This is a genomic window from Alitiscatomonas aceti, assembly GCF_025567195.1.
In the GTDB taxonomy this organism is placed as follows: Bacteria; Bacillota; Clostridia; order Lachnospirales; family Lachnospiraceae; genus Alitiscatomonas; species Alitiscatomonas aceti.
In genome coordinates this window covers 1-20396 of record NZ_JAOQJF010000042.1, presented here as the reverse complement: position 1 = coordinate 20396, position 20396 = coordinate 1, and the positions used below count along the sequence as shown (strand labels likewise).

The window sequence follows — 20396 nt, the reverse complement described above, 5'->3', positions numbered from 1 at the left end:
GTTGTACCCTAAAATATCAAATCGGATTTTTGAAATTTTCTTCAAAAAACACTTGACTTTTTATTAGCAGGCTTTATTCATTGTTGGCATCAATTGACCGATCAATATTGGACTTCTTAAAGAATTCTGCACGCTGGCTGGCATATCCAAGAAGGTACAGCTCACTAAGTGGATCATTATTAAACTCTTTGATTGGAATTCGGTCTAATAATTTTAGCATAAGGTCATTGCTGTAAATACTTTTATTATTTTTTAGAAGGCGCTCCAGATAAGGTTCCAGCTTTTTTCTCAGCCGATCCGTTGTTTTCGCTGGACGCTGTGTAAAAATAGTTTCCATGCGTAAAGCATTAGTTGGGCGATGTACATCTCCAGAAAAATAATAATTATAAGTCCGCTCCAATTGATCGGCACAAGCCAAAATACGTCCAAACAGATAACTTCTGTCATGGCAGTTTTCATCTAATGCCATAGAAAAATCCTCCTTTTTATTGCGATGATAATATCCACGTACCAGAGCACAGGCAATTCCTCTTGTTTTTTTTGCTTCCCAAGGCTCCATAGCAATACCATTGGCAGCACGGTACATAAGTGTACGAATTAAGTCTCTTGGGAACGGACGTTGCTCCGTAATACACGGAAGTAACCGTTCAATAGTATGCTGTTTCAGCTTGGAATCTACATTCACCCCATATGTAGCTTCAGCAATGTCTTTTGGTGCCGGAGCACCGAAAAACACGATCGATTCTGATACAGATTTCCCTTTTTTCTCTTTCTGCTCTTTCCGATAACACTGTTCCCAGGCAAAGTTTCTATGCCAGTCTTCCACTGCATCCATCAGACGAGATCCAGATAATTCCCGGTAATAACGAATGGACATACGTCCTGGTGTTGCAGAATCCAGGATCATCACTGTGATCTGACTGTAATCAGTCAATTTTTCTCTATATCCTTGTATTGCATTATTAAAGCGTAATGCAAACGCAGCCCGAGTATCTGCGATTGGTTTATCAAACTCTGGAATATCCTCTGGTCCATCCAAATACGGATCGTCTTCTTCCATATCTTTCACCAGACCATAAGTGTCCTCTGTTACTGAAGGGACCTGTTCATCCGCCATTCCCCAAACCAAAATCGTTTGGTCTCCAATGCTGATCCCTTGTCGTCCGATCAGCCATCTTAGTGCACTATGAGCTTTTTGGGTCGTTTCATAGCCTATTGAAAGGGCCTCTTCGGCATCATTAAATCGTCCGCGATAAGTGAAATTTGTACCGTCATTACTAGAAATCAACTTAGCTCGATCCCCCGGATTTCTAATCTTATATGGGCTTAATTGGGAAAGTAACATTTTCCTTCCCTGTACATAACAAAACCCTTCTCTTTTTAAGATAGATAAATAATATTGGATAAAACTATTCCAAACCATGGTATCATTTGAAAGCGCTTTCCCGTCTACGTTAAAACGAACAAAAGCTTCTGTTTGATCCCCTCCCGTTATAGTTTGAAATATTAACGGTGTTTCTTCTTTTGCCCCCGTCCATTTTTTCACCAGCTTCCCATCAGATCCAATAAATAAGATTCCATCCTCAATTAAATCTTCAATCAAACATCCCTTTTCCAGATAAAAAAGCACTGCCCGTACCTGAGGCAAACCATAAGGCGAATTACACCAATCTCGAAGTTGTTTTAGATATTCAGCCCACATCATCTTTTTTGATCCGCCATATTTCCCGTAATCTCCGGCAATATATTGCAACTTATCTACTAATGGATGCGGAACTGGCCCCGATGTACGAGCAGAAGATTCCTCTGTGCAGGGAATGATGGTTGTCATTTCATCCGTTCGGAGGATTCTGGCAAAAAGAAATTTTCCTTCTTTTGTTAGACTTATCTCCACATGTACCTTTTGCGAAGTATGTCCTACTGGAAGCAATACAGGAAGTTCCCTTCCCAAACAATTAACTGAAGGAACTCCTACTTCTGTAATATTATTCTCATATGTCTGATAGCAGCGTTCAATCCAACTCATCCGTTTTCACCTCCCGATAAAGTTCTTCGCAAGGCTGAATATTTTTCTTTATAACAAATGATTTTTCTTTTTGTTTGTGTATGGGCCGAATAATAGGACACTCTTCTGGGCGAATAAACTGGATTATTCCACGTTCCATTACGGGACGCCACAAGCGTTCACTCATCATGCCGCTTCCATCCTCATCCGCATAAGTAATCCCGTGAAGCATCAGCCCAAGGGGCAATGCTGGACTATCATCATAAGCCCCCTTTCCCTCTCCAAACTCACATGGTTCCACATATCCTTGACATTCTCTAATCCCTAGGAAGATATCTCTTCTGCCACCTCGTTCCAGCATTCTTTTGGCTATAAAATAATGTTTATTCTCATTACGGTCTGCCGCCAGGTCCGGGCGATTCAAATTCCATTCAAAATGGCCTCTCACTTGATAACATACATCTACCAAATAGGTATAAATAGAAAGGTCATTTGTTCCATCGTTATATCGAATAGGACGAATACCCTTTGACTGTGTTTCAATGGGATTCATAACCCGTATGGCATCTGGATACCAAATAAAGGTAGGCTTCCAATATACGCTTTCAAAAATCCCTTTTAGTGCCTGGTATGTAGGAACCGGATAACTAAATTTTTCTCCTCCAACCCTAGTAATCGGATCACTGAATAACGCGAACCGTCCTGACAGATAAAAAGATATACTATTATTATGCTGCAAAGCGAATACCTCCTCTCTTTTAAAATACAAATCAAAAAATAGTTCTGATCATTGCTGAGCTTCAAAACATAGCCCCTTGAACTCACTATCATAATAGTTTGATAATACCATGAATGCTGCACCATCCATCACAGATATCAAAGCACTTTCAAGCCTTTTTCGGTCCCTCCGTCCTATAGATACCGTATATGGCTGTAATTCTGCAAAAGAAGGAATTTCTGAGTCTTCCTCCAAAAGTTTTGCAAGTATATGTCTGCCTTCTTTTCCATAGGGAACTAAAAGAGGAATGTTTTCATCCTGGATTGCTTCAAAGTTTGCCTCTGCGGTGCCGAATGCCTGGCGCATCACCCATCTGAATTTATCTTTTCCTTGTTTTACTACCAATCCCATGTGTTCCCTTTTTGCCTGCACCCCATTCTGATTATTAGAAAGTAGATCTACCATTGTTGTCTCTAAGCCGTTTTCCGGAACAATCCGGTACAACATATTCCGTCGCTGCTCTTGATCCCCATAGTATATCTGATAGTAGGTTTGAATTGCTTGAGGGCTGAGAAGATCAATACCTTCCGGCAGCTCTTCTAACAAGCGTCTTGTTGCCTGAGCTGCTGTATCAATCTCTGTCAGATATCGTAGATCTTCATCCGCACAGTAAACCAAGTACACATCTTTACACTTATCATTTCCATGTCTGTTACAACGTCCTGCCGCTTGTATGATACTAGGCAATCCAGTCAGACTCCGTATGACACAATCAAAACTCAGATCTACTCCAGCTTCTACAAGTTGAGTGCTAATGCAAATAAGCGATGGCCCACTTTTTTTCTGTAGATGTTTCTTGATTTTATCCATTACATCATCACGATGCTTTTGGCAAAGGTATGTAGTCAGACAAAACAACTGTACATCATCGGAAATTCGCTCTCGCAGTGTATCAAACAGCTTATTGACTGCTCGTTTCGTATTTAAAATCACCAAAACACTTCTGTTTTCCTTTAACAAATCCTTTGTAAAATCTGCAACAGATGAAACAGATTCTCCCCCTGGAACAAGGCGTGGTATAATTTGCACTCGTTTAAATTGTAAAAAACGTTGCTCAAAATCCCCTACCAAATCTTTTTCCAATGAAAATTCTATTGGATATACCGCTTTATCTAATGCCGGTTGTGTAGCCGTGCAAAAAACCACCGTACAATGAAAAACCTGCGCCAATGTATTCATAGCCAAATTCAATAGACAGATGTCCTGTAGAGGAAGTGCCTGTATTTCATCCAGCAATAACACGGAATTGGCCAGTGCTGGAAGCCGGCGAATACTCTGGCGGGAAGCCGCAAACAAAGTATTCAAAAGCTGCACCATTGTTGTACATATAACCGGAACATCTTGCCAGCGCTGGCTTAAAGCTATCCACTGGCTTCTCCCTTCCTCACTATTCTCGTTGAAAATCACATCCGAATGATGTTCAAGTACATACTCACTGCCAAGAACTTTTCTAATACAATCAGCATTTTGATGGGTAATAGATTTATAAGGAGCAAAGTAAAACACATGAGAAGCATTCTGCCGTCTTGCCATTTCCATGCAAAACCTAAGACCGGAATAGGTTTTTCCACCTCCTGTAGGAACATAAAGTCGATAGATTCCAGGATCGCATTTCTGTGCAGCAGAAAAGCACTGATCCGATATTTCCTGCCTCAGTTCATCGATTGTATATTTGCGGGACAATCCCTTCAAGTAATTCTCTGTTTTTTCTGACAGCCGATTCCAAAGTTTTTGCCGTTCTTCCAAAGAAGTGGAATGAGGAAGGAAAGTTTGATTCATATAACATGATGTATCAATCCAATCCGCATCCACCAACGCGCCAAACAAAAACCTCTGAATAAATCCCATTTGAAAACGATATGTCGTCCAAAAAACAGCGTTTTCACTCTCCGGATCATACTTTTCTTGAATTTTCTTCCGGACACGTTCTTCAAAGACAGAGAATTCCTCCGCAGCTTGATTGATTAAGGTCAACATAAACCCTTCCTCGCAGCAATCAGAGAAAAAAGCCTGTACATTCTCACTATACCGCACCCCAGCCCGTTCTGAATGCATACGATCCAGCCAGGGTTCGCAGCCATCTGGTGCAATATAATCACATCGGCCACTATGATGGCAACCGATCGCAAGACAAGCCATTTGAGCCATAACCCAATCCGTAAAATTCTGTTTTCTTTTATGTTCCCACAACCAATACATTCCGGCGCTGCAATGGTTCAACTTTTGCAGTGTTTTCCTCAGTATGTGGTCCTGTACATCCTGTGATGCTTTCCCCATGTCATGAAGCCATCCAGTCAATAAACCCAATTTTCCCAATCCGAACGGCTCACAAATTTCCGAGCATAACTTTGCCACATTACAACTATGCTCTTGCAGTGTCTGCCACTCCAATTGATCATGATTTAATTTACGTGTATGTGCAATCAGTCTATCCATTTTAATTTCCTTTTTAAATATAAAAGTTATATATTTTTGTTTTTAAAATAACACTTCAAATATTTATTGTCAAGAGCTTTTTAATGATTGCATTATTTCATAAAAATGTATATACTACTTATGTCATTTTTCCATAAAACAATGGATAATAAATGTGGATAGAAAAAAATATAAAAGTTATTTTACGAGTAAAGAGTGCCGCTCAACTAGTCAATTTAGTATGAGCGGCACTTCTTATCTATATTAATTCCCATATCAACATATTTCACATGGATCATTACCTTAGTCAGCCTTTTTACAACACTTGGCTGACTTTTATTTCCTCTCCAGCTTCACACAGACCTCGCAATGCCCCGTAAACGGAAACATATCCACTCCCCACGCCTCTTTCGCCTCGTACCCTTTCCTCTTAAACACCGTCAGATCCCTGGCCAGGGTATCGGGGCCGCAGGAGACGTACACCACCCGGGCGGGCTTTAAGGTGGCCACCGCGTTTATGAATTCCTCCGTGCTCCCGCTGCGGGGCGGATCCATGAACACCACGTCCGCCTTTCCTCCCTGGGAGGCCATCTGGATCATGAATTTTCCCGCATCGTTGCAGTAAAACCGGATATTTTTTACTCCATTGACCTTGGCGTTGGTGACCGCGTCCCGGACCGCATCCGGATTGAGCTCCACGCCGATCACCTCCTTCGCCTCAGGCGAAGCGGCGATGCCGATGGTGCCGATGCCGCAGTAAGCGTCGATGACTGTCTCCTTCCCTGTGAGCCCGGCAGCCTGAATGGCCAGCCGGTAGAGCTTTTCTGTCTGGACCGGATTGATCTGGTAGAAGGATCTGGAGGAGATCCGGAACCGGAAGCCGCAGAGCTCGTCCACGATAAAGCCAGGGCCGTAAAGCACATGCTCCTTTTCTCCCAGGACCATGCTGGTGCCGCGGCCATTGATGTTCTGGACCACTGTGGTGATCTCCGGATGGGCCGCCCGCAGAGCCTTTACGAAATTATTTTTAGACGGGAACACAGGAGAAGCCGTCACCAGCACCACCATGATCTCGCCGGTGCTGTGCCCGGTCCTGATCAGCACATGGCGCAGGAAGCCGTACCCCGTATCCTCATCATATACCTTCATTTTAAACGACGGAACCAGCTCCCGGATCGTCCTGATGATATCGTCTGCCTTCTGATCCTCAATAAGACAGGTATCCACCGGAAGAACAAAATGGGTCCCCTCCTTGTATACGCCGGAAATGATCCTCCCCTTCCGGTCCCTGGCTATGACCGCATGGACCTTATTTCTGTAATGCCAGGGGTCCTCCATTCCGATCACGTCACGGACCTGACAGAATGGCTTTAAAAGCTCTGTCAGCTGTTTCTTCTTTTTCTTCAGCTGCTCCTCATAGGGCACGTCCAGATACTGGCAGCCGCCGCATTTCCCAAAATTCGGGCACAGGCCCTTTGCCTTCTGTTTTTTTCCACTTTCATTTCTGTTTTCCATATACTTTATCTCCATATTCTTGCTTTTTCTTACGTTTCCATTATAATGATGTTGGGACTCCAAAGGATCTCCGGCGATCCCGGTCCGCTCTGTCAGGAGCCCTCCTGCATTTCCCGGGATCAGAAGCCACTTACAGGCCCGCGCCGGATCTATGGCCCCCTGTCCCCACATCCCTGGACGGCATCCCCGGATCCAGGGGCCGTACTATTACGATTATAGCGTTTTTCCCCTTAAAGTACCAGCGTTATTTCAACGCCCAGTCCAGACAGAAAGGATACAAAACATGGATTTTTATATTGATGAAACTGTATATACAGGCAGTCCGGAGGACATGTCCGGCCGTCTCCCCAGGGAGGTCCGCACCTACGCCCTTCTGGATACCCTCGGCATCCCCTTTACACGGGTGGACCACGACGCTACGGCCACCATCGACGCCTGCCTGGAGGTAGAAAAGATCCTTGGGATCCACATATGCAAGAATCTCTTTCTCTGCAACGCCCAGAAGACCCGTTTTTATCTTCTGATGATGCCGGGGAATAAGAAATTCAAGACAAAAAATCTTTCAAAGCAGATCAATTCCGCCAGACTGTCCTTTGCCGGAGACGAATACATGGAGCAGTTCTTAGACATCACTCCCGGCTCTGTCAGCATCCTGGGACTGGCCAATGATAAGGAAAACCAGGTCCAGCTGCTCATCGATTCTGATGTATTAAAGGATCCCTTTCTGGGCTGCCACCCCTGCATCAATACCTCCAGCTTAAAAATAAAGACAGCAGACCTTACGGAAAAATTCCTGCCTGCTGTCCATCATTCGTATATCACGGTGGATCTTCCCTGGGAAGACTGACCATCCGTTTTCATAAAGCTCCAGGCTGCCGGATCCGGGCCTGGAGCTTTTATTTTATGCGGGAAGCGAGCCAGTGTCCGTGCCTGCACGAGACCTTGGCGGCTGCCGCCGTGACCACAAGAGACCTGCGCAGCGTGTTCCTTATGGTCTACTGCATGACGCCGCTTCCATTAAAGGAGTACGTCACTCCATCAATGACCATGGAGGTATTGGAGACCATGGCTCCCCCGGCTGCCGGATCCATATAATACCAGTTTCCGTCGGGGCGGATCCAGCCGGTATAGCGGCCTCCGTTGTTTTCAAAATACCAAACGCCGTTTTCTTCCTTCCACTGGCCGGGCGTGGCGTCCCCTGCCTCCAGGGCTGGAGCGTAATCCTTAAAGGCAAATTCCAGGCACACGTTTCCATTGATCCCGTCGATCACGCCCTTATCAGTGGCCTGCCACATGGTCCGGTTGGGATAATTGTGGTCGCCGCCGTATCTGGCCAGCCAGATATCATAGGGGATCTGGTTCGTATCCATTTCTGTCGTAAACTTATGGTAGTCGCTGTATACAATGGGCGTGTATCCTGCCTCCGCCACCACACGGCAGAAGGCGTTGGCGATATCCGTCAGCTCCTGGGTGGAGAGATCCAGGATATACTGGGACTCGATATCCACTGCCAGGGGATAGGAAACGTTATAATTCTTCGCCACATCCACCGCATACCGGGCCGCTGCCTCTGCCTCCTCCACAGTTCTTGTCTGGAGATAGACATAGGGCGTCACATGGACGCCGTTGGCGCTGGCCTCCCGCATGTTCTGGTCAAAATATTCGTCCATGGTATATTCTCCCTCGTAGCCGATGGACGCCATCCGCACCAGGGCAAAGGAAATATCGTCAGCCGCTGCCTTCCCCCAGTCCACGTCTCCCTGCCACTTGGACACGCTGACGCCCCGGAGGACTGCGCCGTCGATGGCCTTTCCCGTATCGTCCACATAAACGCCGTCCACCTTCGTCCAGGGGGTAAACGCACTTTCCGCACTTTCCGCATTTTCCTCCGCCGGTGCTTCAAAGCCCGGGCCGATCTGGTTCTGATCAGATTCCGGCGCGCTGACCGACGCCATGGCTGTCATACAGGGCTGCACAAAAAAAACTGCGGTCAGAGCTGCTGCCAGGATGGTTTTCATATTCATGATCTCGTCACCTTTCTTTATAAACGTACAAAAATTTACAGCTTTCCATATATATAGATTATAGCACCTGCTTCCCTGGATTTCTATTAACAATTTATGAAGAAAATGCGGCAGAATTTACGCAGGAACCTGCCCTTTACTTCCAGAAACTCCCATGCTATGATTAAAGCAACGACTTTATATGCACAGGAGGAATCATGGACGTACTAAAAAAATTTGCAGCCTATTATAAGCCCTACAAAAAATTCTTTTTCCTGGACCTTTTCTGCGCCACCATCATCAGCGCCGTGGACCTGGCCTTTCCCCAGATCTTAAGAAGAGCGGCCAGCGACTGGTTCACCCGGGGCCAGGAAGCCATCCTGCGCTCCCTCCCCCTCCTCTTTGCAGGCCTTCTGGTCCTTTATGTGATCCAGACCCTCTGCAAATACTATGTGACCTACCAGGGCCATCTCATGGGGACCTGGATCGAGCGGGATATGCGCCGGGATCTGTTCGATCATTATGAAAAACTCTCCTTTTCCTACTATGATAAAAACAACACCGGACAGATGATGAGCAAGCTGGTCTCCGACCTGTTTGAGATCTCCGAATTCGCCCACCATGGGCCGGAAAACGTGTTTATCTCCTCCATTAAGATCGCCGGCTCCTTTGTATTCTTATTCCTGATCAACGGGAAGCTGGCTCTCCTGCTGGCCGTGGTGGTCCTTCTTATGGTGCTTTTCTGCTGCCGCCAGAACGTCCGGATGCATGAGACCTTCATGGACAACCGGAGAAAGATCGGCGACATCAACGCCAGTCTCCAGGATACCCTGTCCGGGATCCGTGTGGTCCAGTCCTTTGCCAATGAAGAGATCGAACGGAAAAAGTTCGGAAGGAGCAACGAGAATTTCGTCCGCTCCCGGGACAATAACTACCGGGCCATGGGAAAATTCCACGCAGGCACCCTGTTTTTCCAGGGCATGATGTATCTGACCGTCCTGGTGGCCGGAGGATACCTTATCTCCATCGGGGAGATGGAGCCAGCAGACCTGGCCATGTACGCCCTCTACATCGGAATTTTCATCAGCCCCATCCAGATCCTGGTGGAGTTTACGGAAATGCTCCAGAAGGGCCTTACCGGCTTCAAGCGCTTCCTGGCAGTCATGGAAACAGAACCGGAGATCGAGGATGCGCCGGACGCGAAGCCCCTTACAAATGTACAGGGCCATATTTCCTATGAGGACGTAAGCTTCTGCTATAACAGCAGCGAGCCTGTTTTAAGCCATGTTTCCTTTTCCATCCCTGCCGGCAGATCCATCGCCCTGGTGGGCCCCTCCGGCGGCGGAAAGACCACCATCTGCTCCCTCCTTCCCCGGTTCTACGATGTGACCCACGGAAGGATCGCCATTGACGGCCAGGATATCCGGAAAACCACCTTAAAGAGCCTCAGAAGCTCCATCGGCCTGGTCCAGCAGGAGGTATACTTATTCGGCGGCACCATCCGTGAAAACATCGCCTACGGAAAACCAGGAGCCACTGACGAGGAGATCATTGCCGCCGCCAAAAAGGCCAGCATCCACGATTTCATCATGGAGCTTCCCGACGGCTACGACACCTTTGTGGGCGAGCGGGGCGCAAGGCTTTCCGGCGGCCAGAAGCAGCGGATCTCCATTGCCCGGGTATTCCTTAAAAATCCGCCTATCCTGATCCTGGATGAGGCCACCAGCGCCCTGGACAATGAAAGTGAACGCCACATCCAGAAAAGCCTGGAGGAGCTCTCCAGAAACCGCACCACCATCACCATCGCCCACCGTCTCTCCACCATCCGGAATGCCGACGAGATCATCGTCATCGACGGCCAGGGCATCGTTGAGCGTGGAAGCCACAAAGAGCTCCTGGAAAAGAACGGTCTGTATGCCAGATATTATGAAATGCAGTTTGAGGGCCTGGAGGAGGCCTAGTCTTCCGCCATAACAGAAAAGACACGGCCGGAGAGCACTGGAATCTGCTCACCGCCGGGCTTTTTCACGTTTTTTACTATTCTTCCTCCACCGTATCGCCCATCATTTTTAAGACAAGCATGGCTCCCAGCATCAGGACGATGCCCACAGGAAGGGCGATCCAGGCAGTCTTTACAAACCCTGCCACAATGTACGTCACAAAGGATACAGCGGCACAGGTCACCGCATAGGGAAGCTGGGTCATCACATGGTTCACATGCTCACACTGGGCTCCCGCAGACGCCATGATGGTGGTGTCGGAAATGGGCGAGCAGTGGTCTCCGCAGACAGCTCCCGCCATGCAGGCAGAAATAGAGATGATCATCAGCTCCGGATTGGTATTCTGGAACACGCCCACCACAATGGGGATCAGGATACCGAAGGTCCCCCAGGAGGTGCCTGTGGCAAAGGCCAGCAGGCAGCCCACCAGGAAAATAATGGCCGGAAGGAAATTCAGCAGGCCTCTGGCATGGTTGTACACCAGATCTGCCACATATACGTCCGCACCCAGGCTGTCTGTCATGGCCTTTAAGGTCCAGGCAAAGGTCAGGATCAGAATGGCCGGTACCATGGCCTTAAAGCCCTCGGGGATACAGGCCATGCAGTCGTGGAAATCCAGGACACGGCGCACCTGGTACAGGACCAGAGTGATCAGAAGGCCGAAGAAGCTTCCAAGGGTCAGTCCCAGGGATGCGTTGCTCTCCGAAAAGGCGGTCACAAAATCCACGCCGGAGAAAAATCCGCCTGTATACAGCATACCGATCACACAGCAGATAATTAAAGAAATAATCGGAATCAGGAGATCCATGACCGTTCCCCTGGAGATCACTGACGGATCGGATTCATCCGCATAAGGCCGTCCCTCTGTGGTAAAGAGATCCCCCTTGACCGCGTTCCTTTCATGCTTTAACATGGGCCCGAACTCCACCTTCATGAGCACCATTCCCACCATCATCACAATGGTTAAAAGAGCATAGAAGTTATAGGGGATGGCCTGGATAAAGATGGAGAAGCCATCCTCTCCCTCCACGAATCCCGTCACAGCCGCCGCCCAGGATGAAATGGGGGCAATGATGCATACGGGAGCTGCCGTGGCGTCGATGAGATACGCCAGCTTTGCCCGGGAAACCTTGAACTTATCCGTCACCGGCCGCATGACGCTTCCCACAGTCAGGCAGTTGAAATAGTCGTCGATGAAGATCGTAACCCCCAGAAGGATGGTGGCCAGCTGGGCCCCCACCCGGGTCTTGATGCCCTTTGCCGCAAACCGGCCAAAGGCAGCGGAGCCGCCGGCCTTGTTCATAAGACTGACCATGGCTCCCAGGATCACTAAGAATACCAGGATCCCCACGTTGCTTTCATCGGTCAGGACTCCGATGATGCCGTCCTGGAAAATATGGACCACGGTCCGCTCAAAGCTCCCGCCGGAATACAGGATCCCCCCTACGGCGATCCCGATAAACAGGGAGCTGTAAACCTCCTTTGTGATCAGCGCCAGTCCGATGGCTACCACCGGCGGCACCAGCGCCCAGAAGGTGGAAAACAGGGCGGGGACGTACTCTGCGGTCTCCCCCTCTGCCCCAAAGGCCGTCATGGCAAAGGCCATGAGGAACATGGACGCCAGAGCCAGTACAGCCAGGCTTTTCGTTTTCGTACTCTGCATTTCTCATACTTCCTCTCTTGAAAATCAAAAACACCACAAACGGCAGTCCCTTACGGAAAACGCGTTTGTGGTGTAGATCATGCAGATAAAAAGCCATACAGGCTGGAACCAGCAACACAAGATAGCGCTCCACGTATCGTGACAGTACGCCGCATCTTCTGCGTCGTACCAGGAACCCTGCCCCGGACCGGGCAAAACTCCTTCGGCGGTCTCCCCTTTGGCGGAAAACGGCGGTCCAGCCTTGTCTTCCGTTACTCTTGAAGCCCGCGCCTCTATCCTATTGAACCTGCCAGGTGTGCAGGTGCTTTTGTCATGGGTTATTGTAGCATACCTTTCTTAAAAAAGAAAGTACATTTCCAATTTTCCTGAAATTTCCCACAGCAGGTTCCGCCATGGGGGATCCTAGAATCTTCCCTCTTCAGCCGCCTGCTGGATGGAAACGGCCACAGCCACAGTCATGCCCACCATGGGGTTATTTCCTGCGCCGATGAGACCCATCATCTCTACGTGTGCCGGAACGGAGGAGGAACCTGCGAACTGGGCGTCAGAGTGCATACGGCCCATGGTATCGGTCATTCCGTAGGAAGCCGGACCAGCCGCCATATTGTCGGGATGGAGGGTACGGCCTGTGCCGCCGCCGGAGGCTACGGAGAAGTATTTCTTTCCTTTCTCCACGCACTCCTTCTTATAGGTGCCTGCCACCGGATGCTGGAAACGGGTAGGGTTGGTGGAGTTTCCGGTGATGGAAACGTCAACGCCCTCTTTCCACATGATGGCAACGCCCTCGGTCACGTCATTGGCGCCGTAGCAGTTTACCTTTGCGCGGGGGCTTTCCGGATCAGAGGAATAGCATTTTCTGAATACCTCCTCCACTTCTCCGGTGTAGTAGTTCATCTTTGTCTCCACATATGTAAAGCCGTTGATGCGGGAAATGATCTGGGCTGCGTCTTTTCCGAGACCGTTTAAGATCACGCGCAGGGGTTTCTTGCGGACCTTATTGGCCTTCTCTGCGATACCGATGGCGCCCTCAGCGGCTGCAAAGGATTCGTGGCCGGCTAAGAAGCAGAAGCAGTCTGTCTCTTCCTCTAAGAGCATCTTGCCAAGGTTTCCGTGGCCAAGGCCAACCTTTCTCTGATCGGCAACAGAGCCGGGGATACAGAAGGCCTGGAGGCCCTCTCCGATGGCTGCGGCAGCATCAGCGGCCTTACGGCAGCCTTTTTTAATAGCAATGGCTGCACCCACTGTATATGCCCAGCAGGCATTCTCAAAGCAGATGGGCTGGATCTTCTTTACCTGGTCGTAGACATTTAAGCCGGCGTCCTTTGTGATCTTTTCAGCCTCTTCGATGGAAGCGATGCCATAGCTGTTTAAAACAGAATTGATCTTGTCGATTCTTCTCTCATATGATTCAAAAAATGCCATGATGTATTAACTCCTCCTTACTCCATTCTCGGGTCGATGATCTTCACTGCGTCTGCCACACGGCCGTACTGGCCCTTTGCCTTCTCATAAGCAGTTGTGGGATCGTCGCCTTTCTTAATGAAATCGGTCATCTTTCCAAGGTTTACGAACTGGTAGCCGATGATCTGGTCCTCTGCGTCGAGAGCGATCCCGGTCACATAGCCTTCTGCCATCTCCAGATAACGGGGACCTTTCTTTAAGGTTCCGTACATGGTACCGATCTGGGAACGGAGACCCTTTCCAAGGTCCTCCAGACCAGCTCCGATGGGAAGGCCGTCCTCAGAAAATGCACTCTGGGTCCTTCCGTAAACGATCTGAAGGAACAGTTCTCTCATGGCTGTGTTGATGGCATCGCACACAAGGTCTGTGTTTAACGCCTCCAGCAGGGTCCGGCCCGGAAGGATCTCTGCCGCCATGGCTGCGGAATGGGTCATACCGGAACATCCGATGGTCTCCACCAGTGCCTCCTGGATGATGCCCTCCTTCACGTTCAAGGTCAGCTTACATGCACCCTGCTGGGGTGCACACCAGCCGATTCCATGGGTCAGGCCGGAAATATCTTTGATCTCTTTGGACTGTACCCATTTCGCTTCCTCCGGGATCGGAGCTGCGCCATGGTTTACGCCCTGGGCAACTTTACACATTGTTTCTACTTCATGTGAATAAATCATTTTAAGACTCCTTTCAAGATATCTGTCGCAATTCTCTTGTTAAAAAAATCACATCTTGCTTGTACCATTCTCTCACAAAATCTCTCATTCGTCCATAGTTTTTTTCGATAAATTTTGTATTTCTTCGTTCCAGACCTTTAACTCCTTCAGTATGGAGACGACGATCACCGCGGCCATGACACTGGTGCAGACATCCGCAATGGGCTGGCAGAGCTGCAGCCCCAGGATCCCCAGGAAACGGGGAAGCGTAAGGAGGGCCGGGATCAGAAAGATCCCCTGGCGGCCCGCTGCCACAATGGATGCCCGGAAGCCGTAGCCGATGGACTGGGTCAGCATATTGGACATGATGATCCAGGCCTGGAACGGCAGGGTCAGGCACTGGAACCGCATGGCCCAGGTACCGATCCCGATCACCTCCAGATCCCCCTTCCGGAACAGGCCCATAATGGCCTCTGCCCCGAAAAAGCTTATGACACCCAGGGTGGTCAGGAGGATCACTGCCACCTTCAAGCAGAACCAGAACGCCTCCAGGACCCGGTCATACCGCTTCGCCCCAAAGTTGAAGCCACATACCGGCTGAAAACCCTGGCCGAAGCCGATGAGGGCAGAGTTGATGAACATCATGTATCTCGTTACAATGGACATGGCTGCGATGGCCGCATCCCCAAAGGGATTGGCCGCCACGTTTAAGGCCACTGCCGCCGCGCTGGCCAGACCCTGGCGGCACAACGACGGGAGGCCTGCATGAAGGATCTCTCCATAAATTTTTAGATACGGAGTAAATTTTCCGGGTCTCAGCCGGATGCACCCCTTGCGGAAATTACACTGGAAAAACAGGATGCAGAAGCTGACGCACTGGCTTATGACCGTGGCGGCCGCCGCGCCGGAAATACCCATGCGGAGACCGAAGATGAACACCGGATCCAGGATCATGTTTAAGATCCCGCCGGTGGTGATCCCCGCCATGGCACAAACGGCATAGCCCTGGGACCTCAGCAGGTTGTTCATCACAAAGGAACCGGTCATCACCGGAGCCCCCAGAAGGATGTACCTGGCGTAATCCCTGGCATAGGGAGCGATGGTCTCCGTGGCCCCTAAAAGCCGCACCAGCTGGTCCAGGAAGGAAAGGCCGGTCGCCGCCATGACTGCCCCGGCTCCCATGGCCGTAAAAAAGGCCGTGGCTGCCGTCCGCACTGCGATGTCTTCATTTTTTGCTCCCAGGCTGCGGGAAATATAATTTCCTGCGCCCATGCCCAGGGTAAAGCCCACGGCCTGGATCATGGCCATCAGGGAAAAAATGATCCCCACGGCCGCCGAGGCGCTGGTATTGATCTGGCTGACGAAAAAGGTGTCCGCCATATTATAAATAGAGGTGATCAGCATACTGATGATGGTGGGTACTGCTAACCCCGGGATCAGCCTGAAAACAGGCTTTTCCGTCATCATCCGGTACCGTTCCTCCTGGGTCATTGTCCTGCTCATGTATTCTCCTCCGTCCCGCTGTCCTTTTCTGCCGTATGTCTGCCTGGCGCGCTCCTGCCCTTACAGCTGCCGGCAGGTTTCCCGCTCCGGAGGCAGCTTCCTCATCACAGTCACAAAATAGCCCACAAAGACGAACCCTTTGACCACGCTGGTGAGGGTGATGGCCCACCAGATACCGGAAAGCCCCAGAGCCGTTGCCGAAAGGAGCAGCGCCAGGGGAATCCGGGCTGCCGTGAAGATCACGCTGATCACGGACGCCTGCATGGTCTTCCCAAGTCCCGCCAGGGCTCCTTCTGTGAGGATCTCCTCGCACATGAACATCTGGGACAGTCCCAGTACCTGCAAATAGATGATGCCGTCGGCCACCACCTCCGGCTCATGGATGAAGATCCGGAACACCGGCTCCGCCCCGAAGATCAGAAGCGCCGAGGAGCCCAGTCCCCAGGCGGCCATGATCCAGGCGGCCTTTTTATAGCCTCCCTTGACCCGCTCCGTCTTTCCGGCTCCGAAGTTCTGCCCGATAAAGGAATTGATGGCTGCTGCAAATCCGTCTGCGGTCATCCAGGCCACCGATTCGATCTGGCTTCCCACCTTCTGGACCGCAATGGCCGTATCTCCGAAATCCGTGACCATACGGGTCAGGACCATGGAGATCCCGCTGTATATCATGGTCTGGACCCCGGCTGGAAACCCGATCTTTATGATCTGGCGGATATATCTGCGGCTGGTCCGCTCCAGGATATGGACCTGGCTGAACACCAGGGTATCCCTGCGGGCAAACCATAAAAACACCGCCGTTACCACCGCCTGGGCCCCCACTGTGGCAATGGCCGCTCCGGCGGCCCCCATGGCCGGTATGGGGCCGAATCCGAAGATCAGGAAGGGATCCAGGACCATGTTGATCACCAGCCCGATCACATTGGCCACAAAAGGCGTCCGGCTGTCCCCCGACGCAGTCAGGATTCCAGTAAAGATGGCATTTAAAAAAGAAAAGAGGATCAGTCCGCAGGTGATGGTCAGATAGATCTCCGCATCACGGACGATCTGCCGGTCCTGCATATTAAAAAATCCGATGAGCTGCTTCCGGAACGCCACTGACAGGATCCCAAAGATCACTGCAAACAGGATCCCCAGCTGCAGCGCCCCCTGGGCGTATTTTCCCGCCTCTTCCCGGTCGCCCCGGCCCAGGGAATGGGCTACCTTTACCTGGCCTCCCATTCTCGCCAGGCTGCTTACGCCCTGGGAAAACCAGGTGAACATGGCCGCCGATCCCACCGCCGACACTGCTCCGGCTCCCACCCGTCCGATCCAGGCCATATCCGTCATATTATAGGCCATCTGCACCAGGGAGGTAGCCATGATGGGAAGCGCCAGACGTGTAAGCGCAGGCAGGATCGGTTCGTGAAGCAGGTCGATATTTTTCTTCATAATCTCCCTCCAAAAAATAAAAAAGAGCGCTGCAAAGGATCTTTCCCCCGCAGCGCCCCCTCGTTTTTTCTTATTTATTTGTTGCTCAGGTACTCGTGGATACCGCGGGCACCTGCCTTACCAGCTTCCATGGCAAGGATCACAGTAGCTGCGCCTGTTACAGCGTCGCCGCCTGCAAATACGCCTTCTCTGGAGGTCTGGCCGTTGGCCTCGTCTGCCACGATACATTTGTGCTTATTCACATCCAGGCCGTCCGTTGTATTGGAGATCAGCGGGTTGGGGGATGTTCCTAAGGACATGATAACCGTATCACAGTCGATGGTGTAATCGGAGCCCTTTACTTCCACCGGACGTCTTCTTCCGGATGCATCCGGCTCGCCCAGCTCCATCTTAACCACGTTCATACCCTTTACCCAGCCCTTTTCGTCTGCCAGGATCTCGGTGGGATTGGTAAGAAGGTCAAAGATGATGCCCTCTTCCTTGGCGTGGTGAACCTCCTCCACACGGGCCGGAAGCTCTGCTTCACTTCTTCTGTATACCACATGAACCTCAGCGCCCAGGCGGAGAGCGGTTCTTGCAGCGTCCATGGCAACGTTTCCGCCGCCTACGACTACAACCTTCTTGCCGGCTGCGATGGGTGTATCGTAATCATCGCGGAAGGCCTTCATCAGGTTGCTTCTTGTCAGGTACTCGTTGGCAGAGAATACGCCGTTGGCGTTCTCGCCCGGGATGCCCATGAACTTGGGAAGACCAGCGCCGGAACCGATAAATACGGCGGAGAAGCCCTCCTCGTCCATTAACTCGTCGATGGTCACGGTCTTGCCGATGATCACGTTTGTCTCGATCTTAACGCCCAGCTTTCTCACGTTGTCGATCTCCGGCTGTACAACGGCCTGCTTCGGAAGACGGAACTCCGGAATACCGTATGTAAGAACTCCGCCCGGCTCATGAAGGGCCTCGAAGATGGTCACGTCATAGCCCATCTTAGCCAGATCGCCTGCACAGGTAAGTCCGGACGGGCCGGAACCGATCACAGCAACCTTCTTTCCAAGCTTTGTCTCAGCAGCCTTGGGAACGAAGCCGTTCTCTCTGGACCAGTCGGCAACGAAACGCTCCAGCTTACCGATGGAGATGGATTCGCCCTTAATGCCGCGGATACACTTTCCTTCACACTGGCTCTCCTGCGGACATACGCGGCCGCAGACTGCCGGAAGTGCGGAAGACAGTGCGATGGTATTGGCAGCGTCCTCGAATTTTCTTTCCTTTACTTCTCTGATGAAGGTGGGGATATCGATATTTACGGGACATCCCTCCACACATCTTGCATTTTTACAGTTCAGGCAGCGCTCTGCCTCGGCAACAGCCTCTTCTTCATTATATCCGTAGCATACTTCCTCAAAGTTGGTTGCACGCACCTTCGGGTCCTGCTCTCTGACAGGTACTTTCTTCATTACGTCCATGTCTGTTCCTCCACAATTAATTGTCGCTGCAGTGTCCGCAGCCGCCGTGATGGGTATCGCCTTCCTGAAGCTTTAAGATCGCGCGTCCCTCTGCTGTCTTGTACATCTGCTGACGCTTCATTGCCTCGTCGAAGTTTACTGCATGTCCATCGAACTCCGGTCCGTCTACACATGCGAACTTCACTTCTCCACCAACGGTCACACGGCAGGCTCCGCACATTCCTGTGCCGTCTACCATGATCGGGTTTAAGCTGACGATCGTGGGGATCTCCAGTTCCTTTGTTAAGAGACATACGAATTTCATCATGATCATCGGTCCGATGGCTACACAGACATCGTATTTCTTGCCCTGGTTCTGAACCAGATCCTTGATCACATCCGTAACCATTCCCTTTCTCACATAGGAACCGTCATCAGTGGTAACATAAAGATTTCCAGCAACAGCCTCCATTTCCTTCTCCAGGATCAGCAGATCCTTTGTCTTTGCGCCGACGATCACGTCAGCGTCGATGCCGTGCTCTTTTAACCATTTTACCTGGGGATAAACAGGAGCAGTTCCAACGCCGCCTGCTACGAACAGGTATTTTTTATTCTTAAGGACTTCCAGATCCTCCTTAACGAATTCAGACGGATTTCCTAAGGGGCCCACGAAATCGTGGAAGGAATCTCCGGCCTGTAAGTGGGACATTTTCTCAGAAGAAGCTCCAACGGTCTGGAATACGATGGTGATGGTTCCCTCTTCTCTGTTGTAATCACAGATCGTCAGCGGGATCCTCTCGCCTGCCTCATCGATCTTTACGATCACGAATTCTCCGGGCTGACAGCTCTTTGCAACTCTCGGCGCCTTTACCTCCATAAGATAAATCTTATCCGCCAGCTTTTCTGCTTTTAATATCGGATACATACTACCTCAACCTCCTGTGTAAATTAAACAGTTCTGAAACTGCTCACATAGTTTAAGTTTATCATGTTCTCCAATTTATATCAACTGTTATTCTTTTTTTTCGTATGTTTTTTCTTCCATCTTCCGGTCATACCGGCAGAATTCATAGCAGAGGCTGAAATACGTCTGCTCATCGCTTTCCGCCGTCACCTGCCAGTCCGGATCCTGGTCCAGGTCCGGAAAATGGGTATCGGCCTCATAGGCATAATCTATCCTGGTCACATGGGCCGTCCGGCAATAGGGAAGGAACTGGCGGTAGATCTCCTCGCCGCCGATGATATAGATATCGTCGTCTGGAAACTGTTTTAAAAAGGAAAGGGCCTCGTCCATCCCGTGGACCGCTGTCACTCCCTTTTTTTTATAATCCCTGTTCCTTGTGAGGACCACATTGGTACGTCCCGGAAGGGCCTGGCCTCCCGGCAGGCTCTCCATGGTCTTCCTTCCCCCGTTTTCCGTCGTAGTACTAGGAAAGTTCCGTCGTTTTCTTCTCGTCATTTTTTTATCTCTTTTCCTGCATCTCGATTTTTCCTTTATTTACAGCAAATTTTCAATGCCCTTTTGGGGCTTTTTTT

The 20396-nt window shown here is 50.3% G+C and carries 15 protein-coding genes and 1 riboswitch; of the genes, 2 read left to right on the top strand and 13 right to left on the bottom strand.

Features of this window, described 5'->3' with window-relative positions:
• Positions 1–73: 73 nt before the first annotated feature.
• From cas8c to rlmD, 4 genes are all read right to left on the bottom strand, one after another.
• Entirely contained in the window at positions 74–2026 is a 1953-nt protein-coding gene (gene cas8c / locus OCV69_RS14815; protein WP_158360103.1) for a type I-C CRISPR-associated protein Cas8c/Csd1, read from the bottom strand.
• Positions 2013–2744: a type I-C CRISPR-associated protein Cas5c gene (gene cas5c, locus OCV69_RS14810; RefSeq protein ID WP_158360105.1), complete on the bottom strand. Its 732-nt coding sequence runs from the start codon at positions 2742–2744 to the stop codon at positions 2013–2015. Before cas5c ends, cas8c begins: the two co-directional genes overlap by 14 nt.
• Before the next feature lie 48 nt (positions 2745–2792).
• Positions 2793–5219, bottom strand: a complete 2427-nt coding sequence (gene cas3, locus OCV69_RS14805; protein WP_158360106.1) for a CRISPR-associated helicase Cas3' — start codon at positions 5217–5219, stop codon at positions 2793–2795.
• Positions 5220–5534: 315 nt separating this feature from the next.
• Positions 5535–6884: a 23S rRNA (uracil(1939)-C(5))-methyltransferase RlmD gene (rlmD, locus tag OCV69_RS14800; RefSeq protein ID WP_158360108.1), complete on the bottom strand. Its 1350-nt coding sequence runs from the start codon at positions 6882–6884 to the stop codon at positions 5535–5537.
• 112 nt (positions 6885–6996) lie between these two features.
• On the opposite strand from rlmD, the gene OCV69_RS14795 reads away from it, so the two are divergent.
• Positions 6997–7560: a prolyl-tRNA synthetase associated domain-containing protein gene (locus OCV69_RS14795; RefSeq protein ID WP_022273815.1), complete on the top strand. Its 564-nt coding sequence runs from the start codon at positions 6997–6999 to the stop codon at positions 7558–7560.
• A gap of 148 nt (positions 7561–7708) precedes the next feature.
• Here OCV69_RS14795 and OCV69_RS14790 read toward each other — a convergent pair whose 3' ends face one another.
• Positions 7709–8737, bottom strand: a complete 1029-nt coding sequence (locus OCV69_RS14790) for a GH25 family lysozyme (RefSeq protein ID WP_158360110.1) — start codon at positions 8735–8737, stop codon at positions 7709–7711.
• A 197-nt stretch (positions 8738–8934) separates the two neighbouring features.
• Between OCV69_RS14790 and OCV69_RS14785 the strand changes: the two genes are divergently transcribed.
• Positions 8935–10677 carry an ABC transporter ATP-binding protein gene (locus tag OCV69_RS14785; protein WP_158360112.1) on the top strand — a complete coding sequence of 581 codons (1743 nt, stop codon included), beginning with the start codon at positions 8935–8937 and terminating at the stop codon, positions 10675–10677.
• Positions 10678–10753: 76 nt separating this feature from the next.
• Here OCV69_RS14785 and OCV69_RS14780 read toward each other — a convergent pair whose 3' ends face one another.
• From OCV69_RS14780 to OCV69_RS14745, 8 genes are all read right to left on the bottom strand, one after another.
• Positions 10754–12379 carry a Na+/H+ antiporter NhaC family protein gene (locus OCV69_RS14780; RefSeq protein ID WP_022273812.1) on the bottom strand — a complete coding sequence of 542 codons (1626 nt, stop codon included), beginning with the start codon at positions 12377–12379 and terminating at the stop codon, positions 10754–10756.
• Positions 12380–12493: 114 nt separating this feature from the next.
• Positions 12494–12662: riboswitch (Lysine riboswitch) on the bottom strand.
• Positions 12663–12781: 119 nt separating this feature from the next.
• Positions 12782–13801, bottom strand: a complete 1020-nt coding sequence (locus OCV69_RS14775) for a GGGtGRT protein (RefSeq protein WP_158360114.1) — start codon at positions 13799–13801, stop codon at positions 12782–12784.
• Between the two features lie 17 nt (positions 13802–13818).
• Positions 13819–14511: an iron-sulfur cluster assembly scaffold protein gene (locus tag OCV69_RS14770; protein ID WP_022273810.1), complete on the bottom strand. Its 693-nt coding sequence runs from the start codon at positions 14509–14511 to the stop codon at positions 13819–13821.
• Positions 14512–14595: 84 nt separating this feature from the next.
• Complete coding sequence (locus OCV69_RS14765) at positions 14596–15993, bottom strand: MATE family efflux transporter (RefSeq protein ID WP_158360116.1); 1398 nt, start codon at positions 15991–15993, stop codon at positions 14596–14598.
• Positions 15994–16053: 60 nt separating this feature from the next.
• Complete coding sequence (locus OCV69_RS14760; RefSeq protein ID WP_158360118.1) at positions 16054–17421, bottom strand: MATE family efflux transporter; 1368 nt, start codon at positions 17419–17421, stop codon at positions 16054–16056.
• A 74-nt stretch (positions 17422–17495) separates the two neighbouring features.
• Positions 17496–18881, bottom strand: a complete 1386-nt coding sequence (gene gltA / locus OCV69_RS14755; RefSeq protein ID WP_158360120.1) for an NADPH-dependent glutamate synthase — start codon at positions 18879–18881, stop codon at positions 17496–17498.
• A gap of 16 nt (positions 18882–18897) precedes the next feature.
• A complete protein-coding gene (locus OCV69_RS14750; protein ID WP_022273806.1) occupies positions 18898–19785 on the bottom strand; it encodes a sulfide/dihydroorotate dehydrogenase-like FAD/NAD-binding protein in 888 nt (295 codons plus the stop codon).
• Between the two features lie 87 nt (positions 19786–19872).
• The gene (locus OCV69_RS14745; RefSeq protein ID WP_262563198.1) at positions 19873–20319 is read right to left on the bottom strand and encodes a dihydrofolate reductase; all 447 of its coding nucleotides are present in this window, start codon (positions 20317–20319) and stop codon (positions 19873–19875) included.
• Positions 20320–20396: the final 77 nt, after the last annotated feature.

Excerpts from the sequence above, each read along its gene's own strand:
- cas8c (WP_158360103.1), bottom strand. The coding sequence starts at position 2,026 with ATGAGTTGGATTGAACGCTGCTATCAGACATATGAGAATAATATTACA.
- cas3 (WP_158360106.1), bottom strand. The coding sequence starts at position 5,219 with ATGGATAGACTGATTGCACATACACGTAAATTAAATCATGATCAATTG.
- rlmD (WP_158360108.1), bottom strand. The coding sequence starts at position 6,884 with ATGTGGGGACAGGGGGCCATAGATCCGGCGCGGGCCTGTAAGTGGCTT.
- OCV69_RS14795 (WP_022273815.1), top strand. The coding sequence starts at position 6,997 with ATGGATTTTTATATTGATGAAACTGTATATACAGGCAGTCCGGAGGAC.
- OCV69_RS14790 (WP_158360110.1), bottom strand. The coding sequence starts at position 8,737 with ATGAATATGAAAACCATCCTGGCAGCAGCTCTGACCGCAGTTTTTTTT.
- OCV69_RS14785 (WP_158360112.1), top strand. The coding sequence starts at position 8,935 with ATGGACGTACTAAAAAAATTTGCAGCCTATTATAAGCCCTACAAAAAA.
- OCV69_RS14780 (WP_022273812.1), bottom strand. The coding sequence starts at position 12,379 with ATGCAGAGTACGAAAACGAAAAGCCTGGCTGTACTGGCTCTGGCGTCC.
- OCV69_RS14775 (WP_158360114.1), bottom strand. The coding sequence starts at position 13,801 with ATGGCATTTTTTGAATCATATGAGAGAAGAATCGACAAGATCAATTCT.
- OCV69_RS14770 (WP_022273810.1), bottom strand. The coding sequence starts at position 14,511 with ATGATTTATTCACATGAAGTAGAAACAATGTGTAAAGTTGCCCAGGGC.
- OCV69_RS14765 (WP_158360116.1), bottom strand. The coding sequence starts at position 15,993 with ATGAGCAGGACAATGACCCAGGAGGAACGGTACCGGATGATGACGGAA.
- OCV69_RS14760 (WP_158360118.1), bottom strand. The coding sequence starts at position 17,421 with ATGAAGAAAAATATCGACCTGCTTCACGAACCGATCCTGCCTGCGCTT.
- gltA (WP_158360120.1), bottom strand. The coding sequence starts at position 18,881 with ATGGACGTAATGAAGAAAGTACCTGTCAGAGAGCAGGACCCGAAGGTG.
- OCV69_RS14750 (WP_022273806.1), bottom strand. The coding sequence starts at position 19,785 with ATGTATCCGATATTAAAAGCAGAAAAGCTGGCGGATAAGATTTATCTT.
- OCV69_RS14745 (WP_262563198.1), bottom strand. The coding sequence starts at position 20,319 with ATGACGAGAAGAAAACGACGGAACTTTCCTAGTACTACGACGGAAAAC.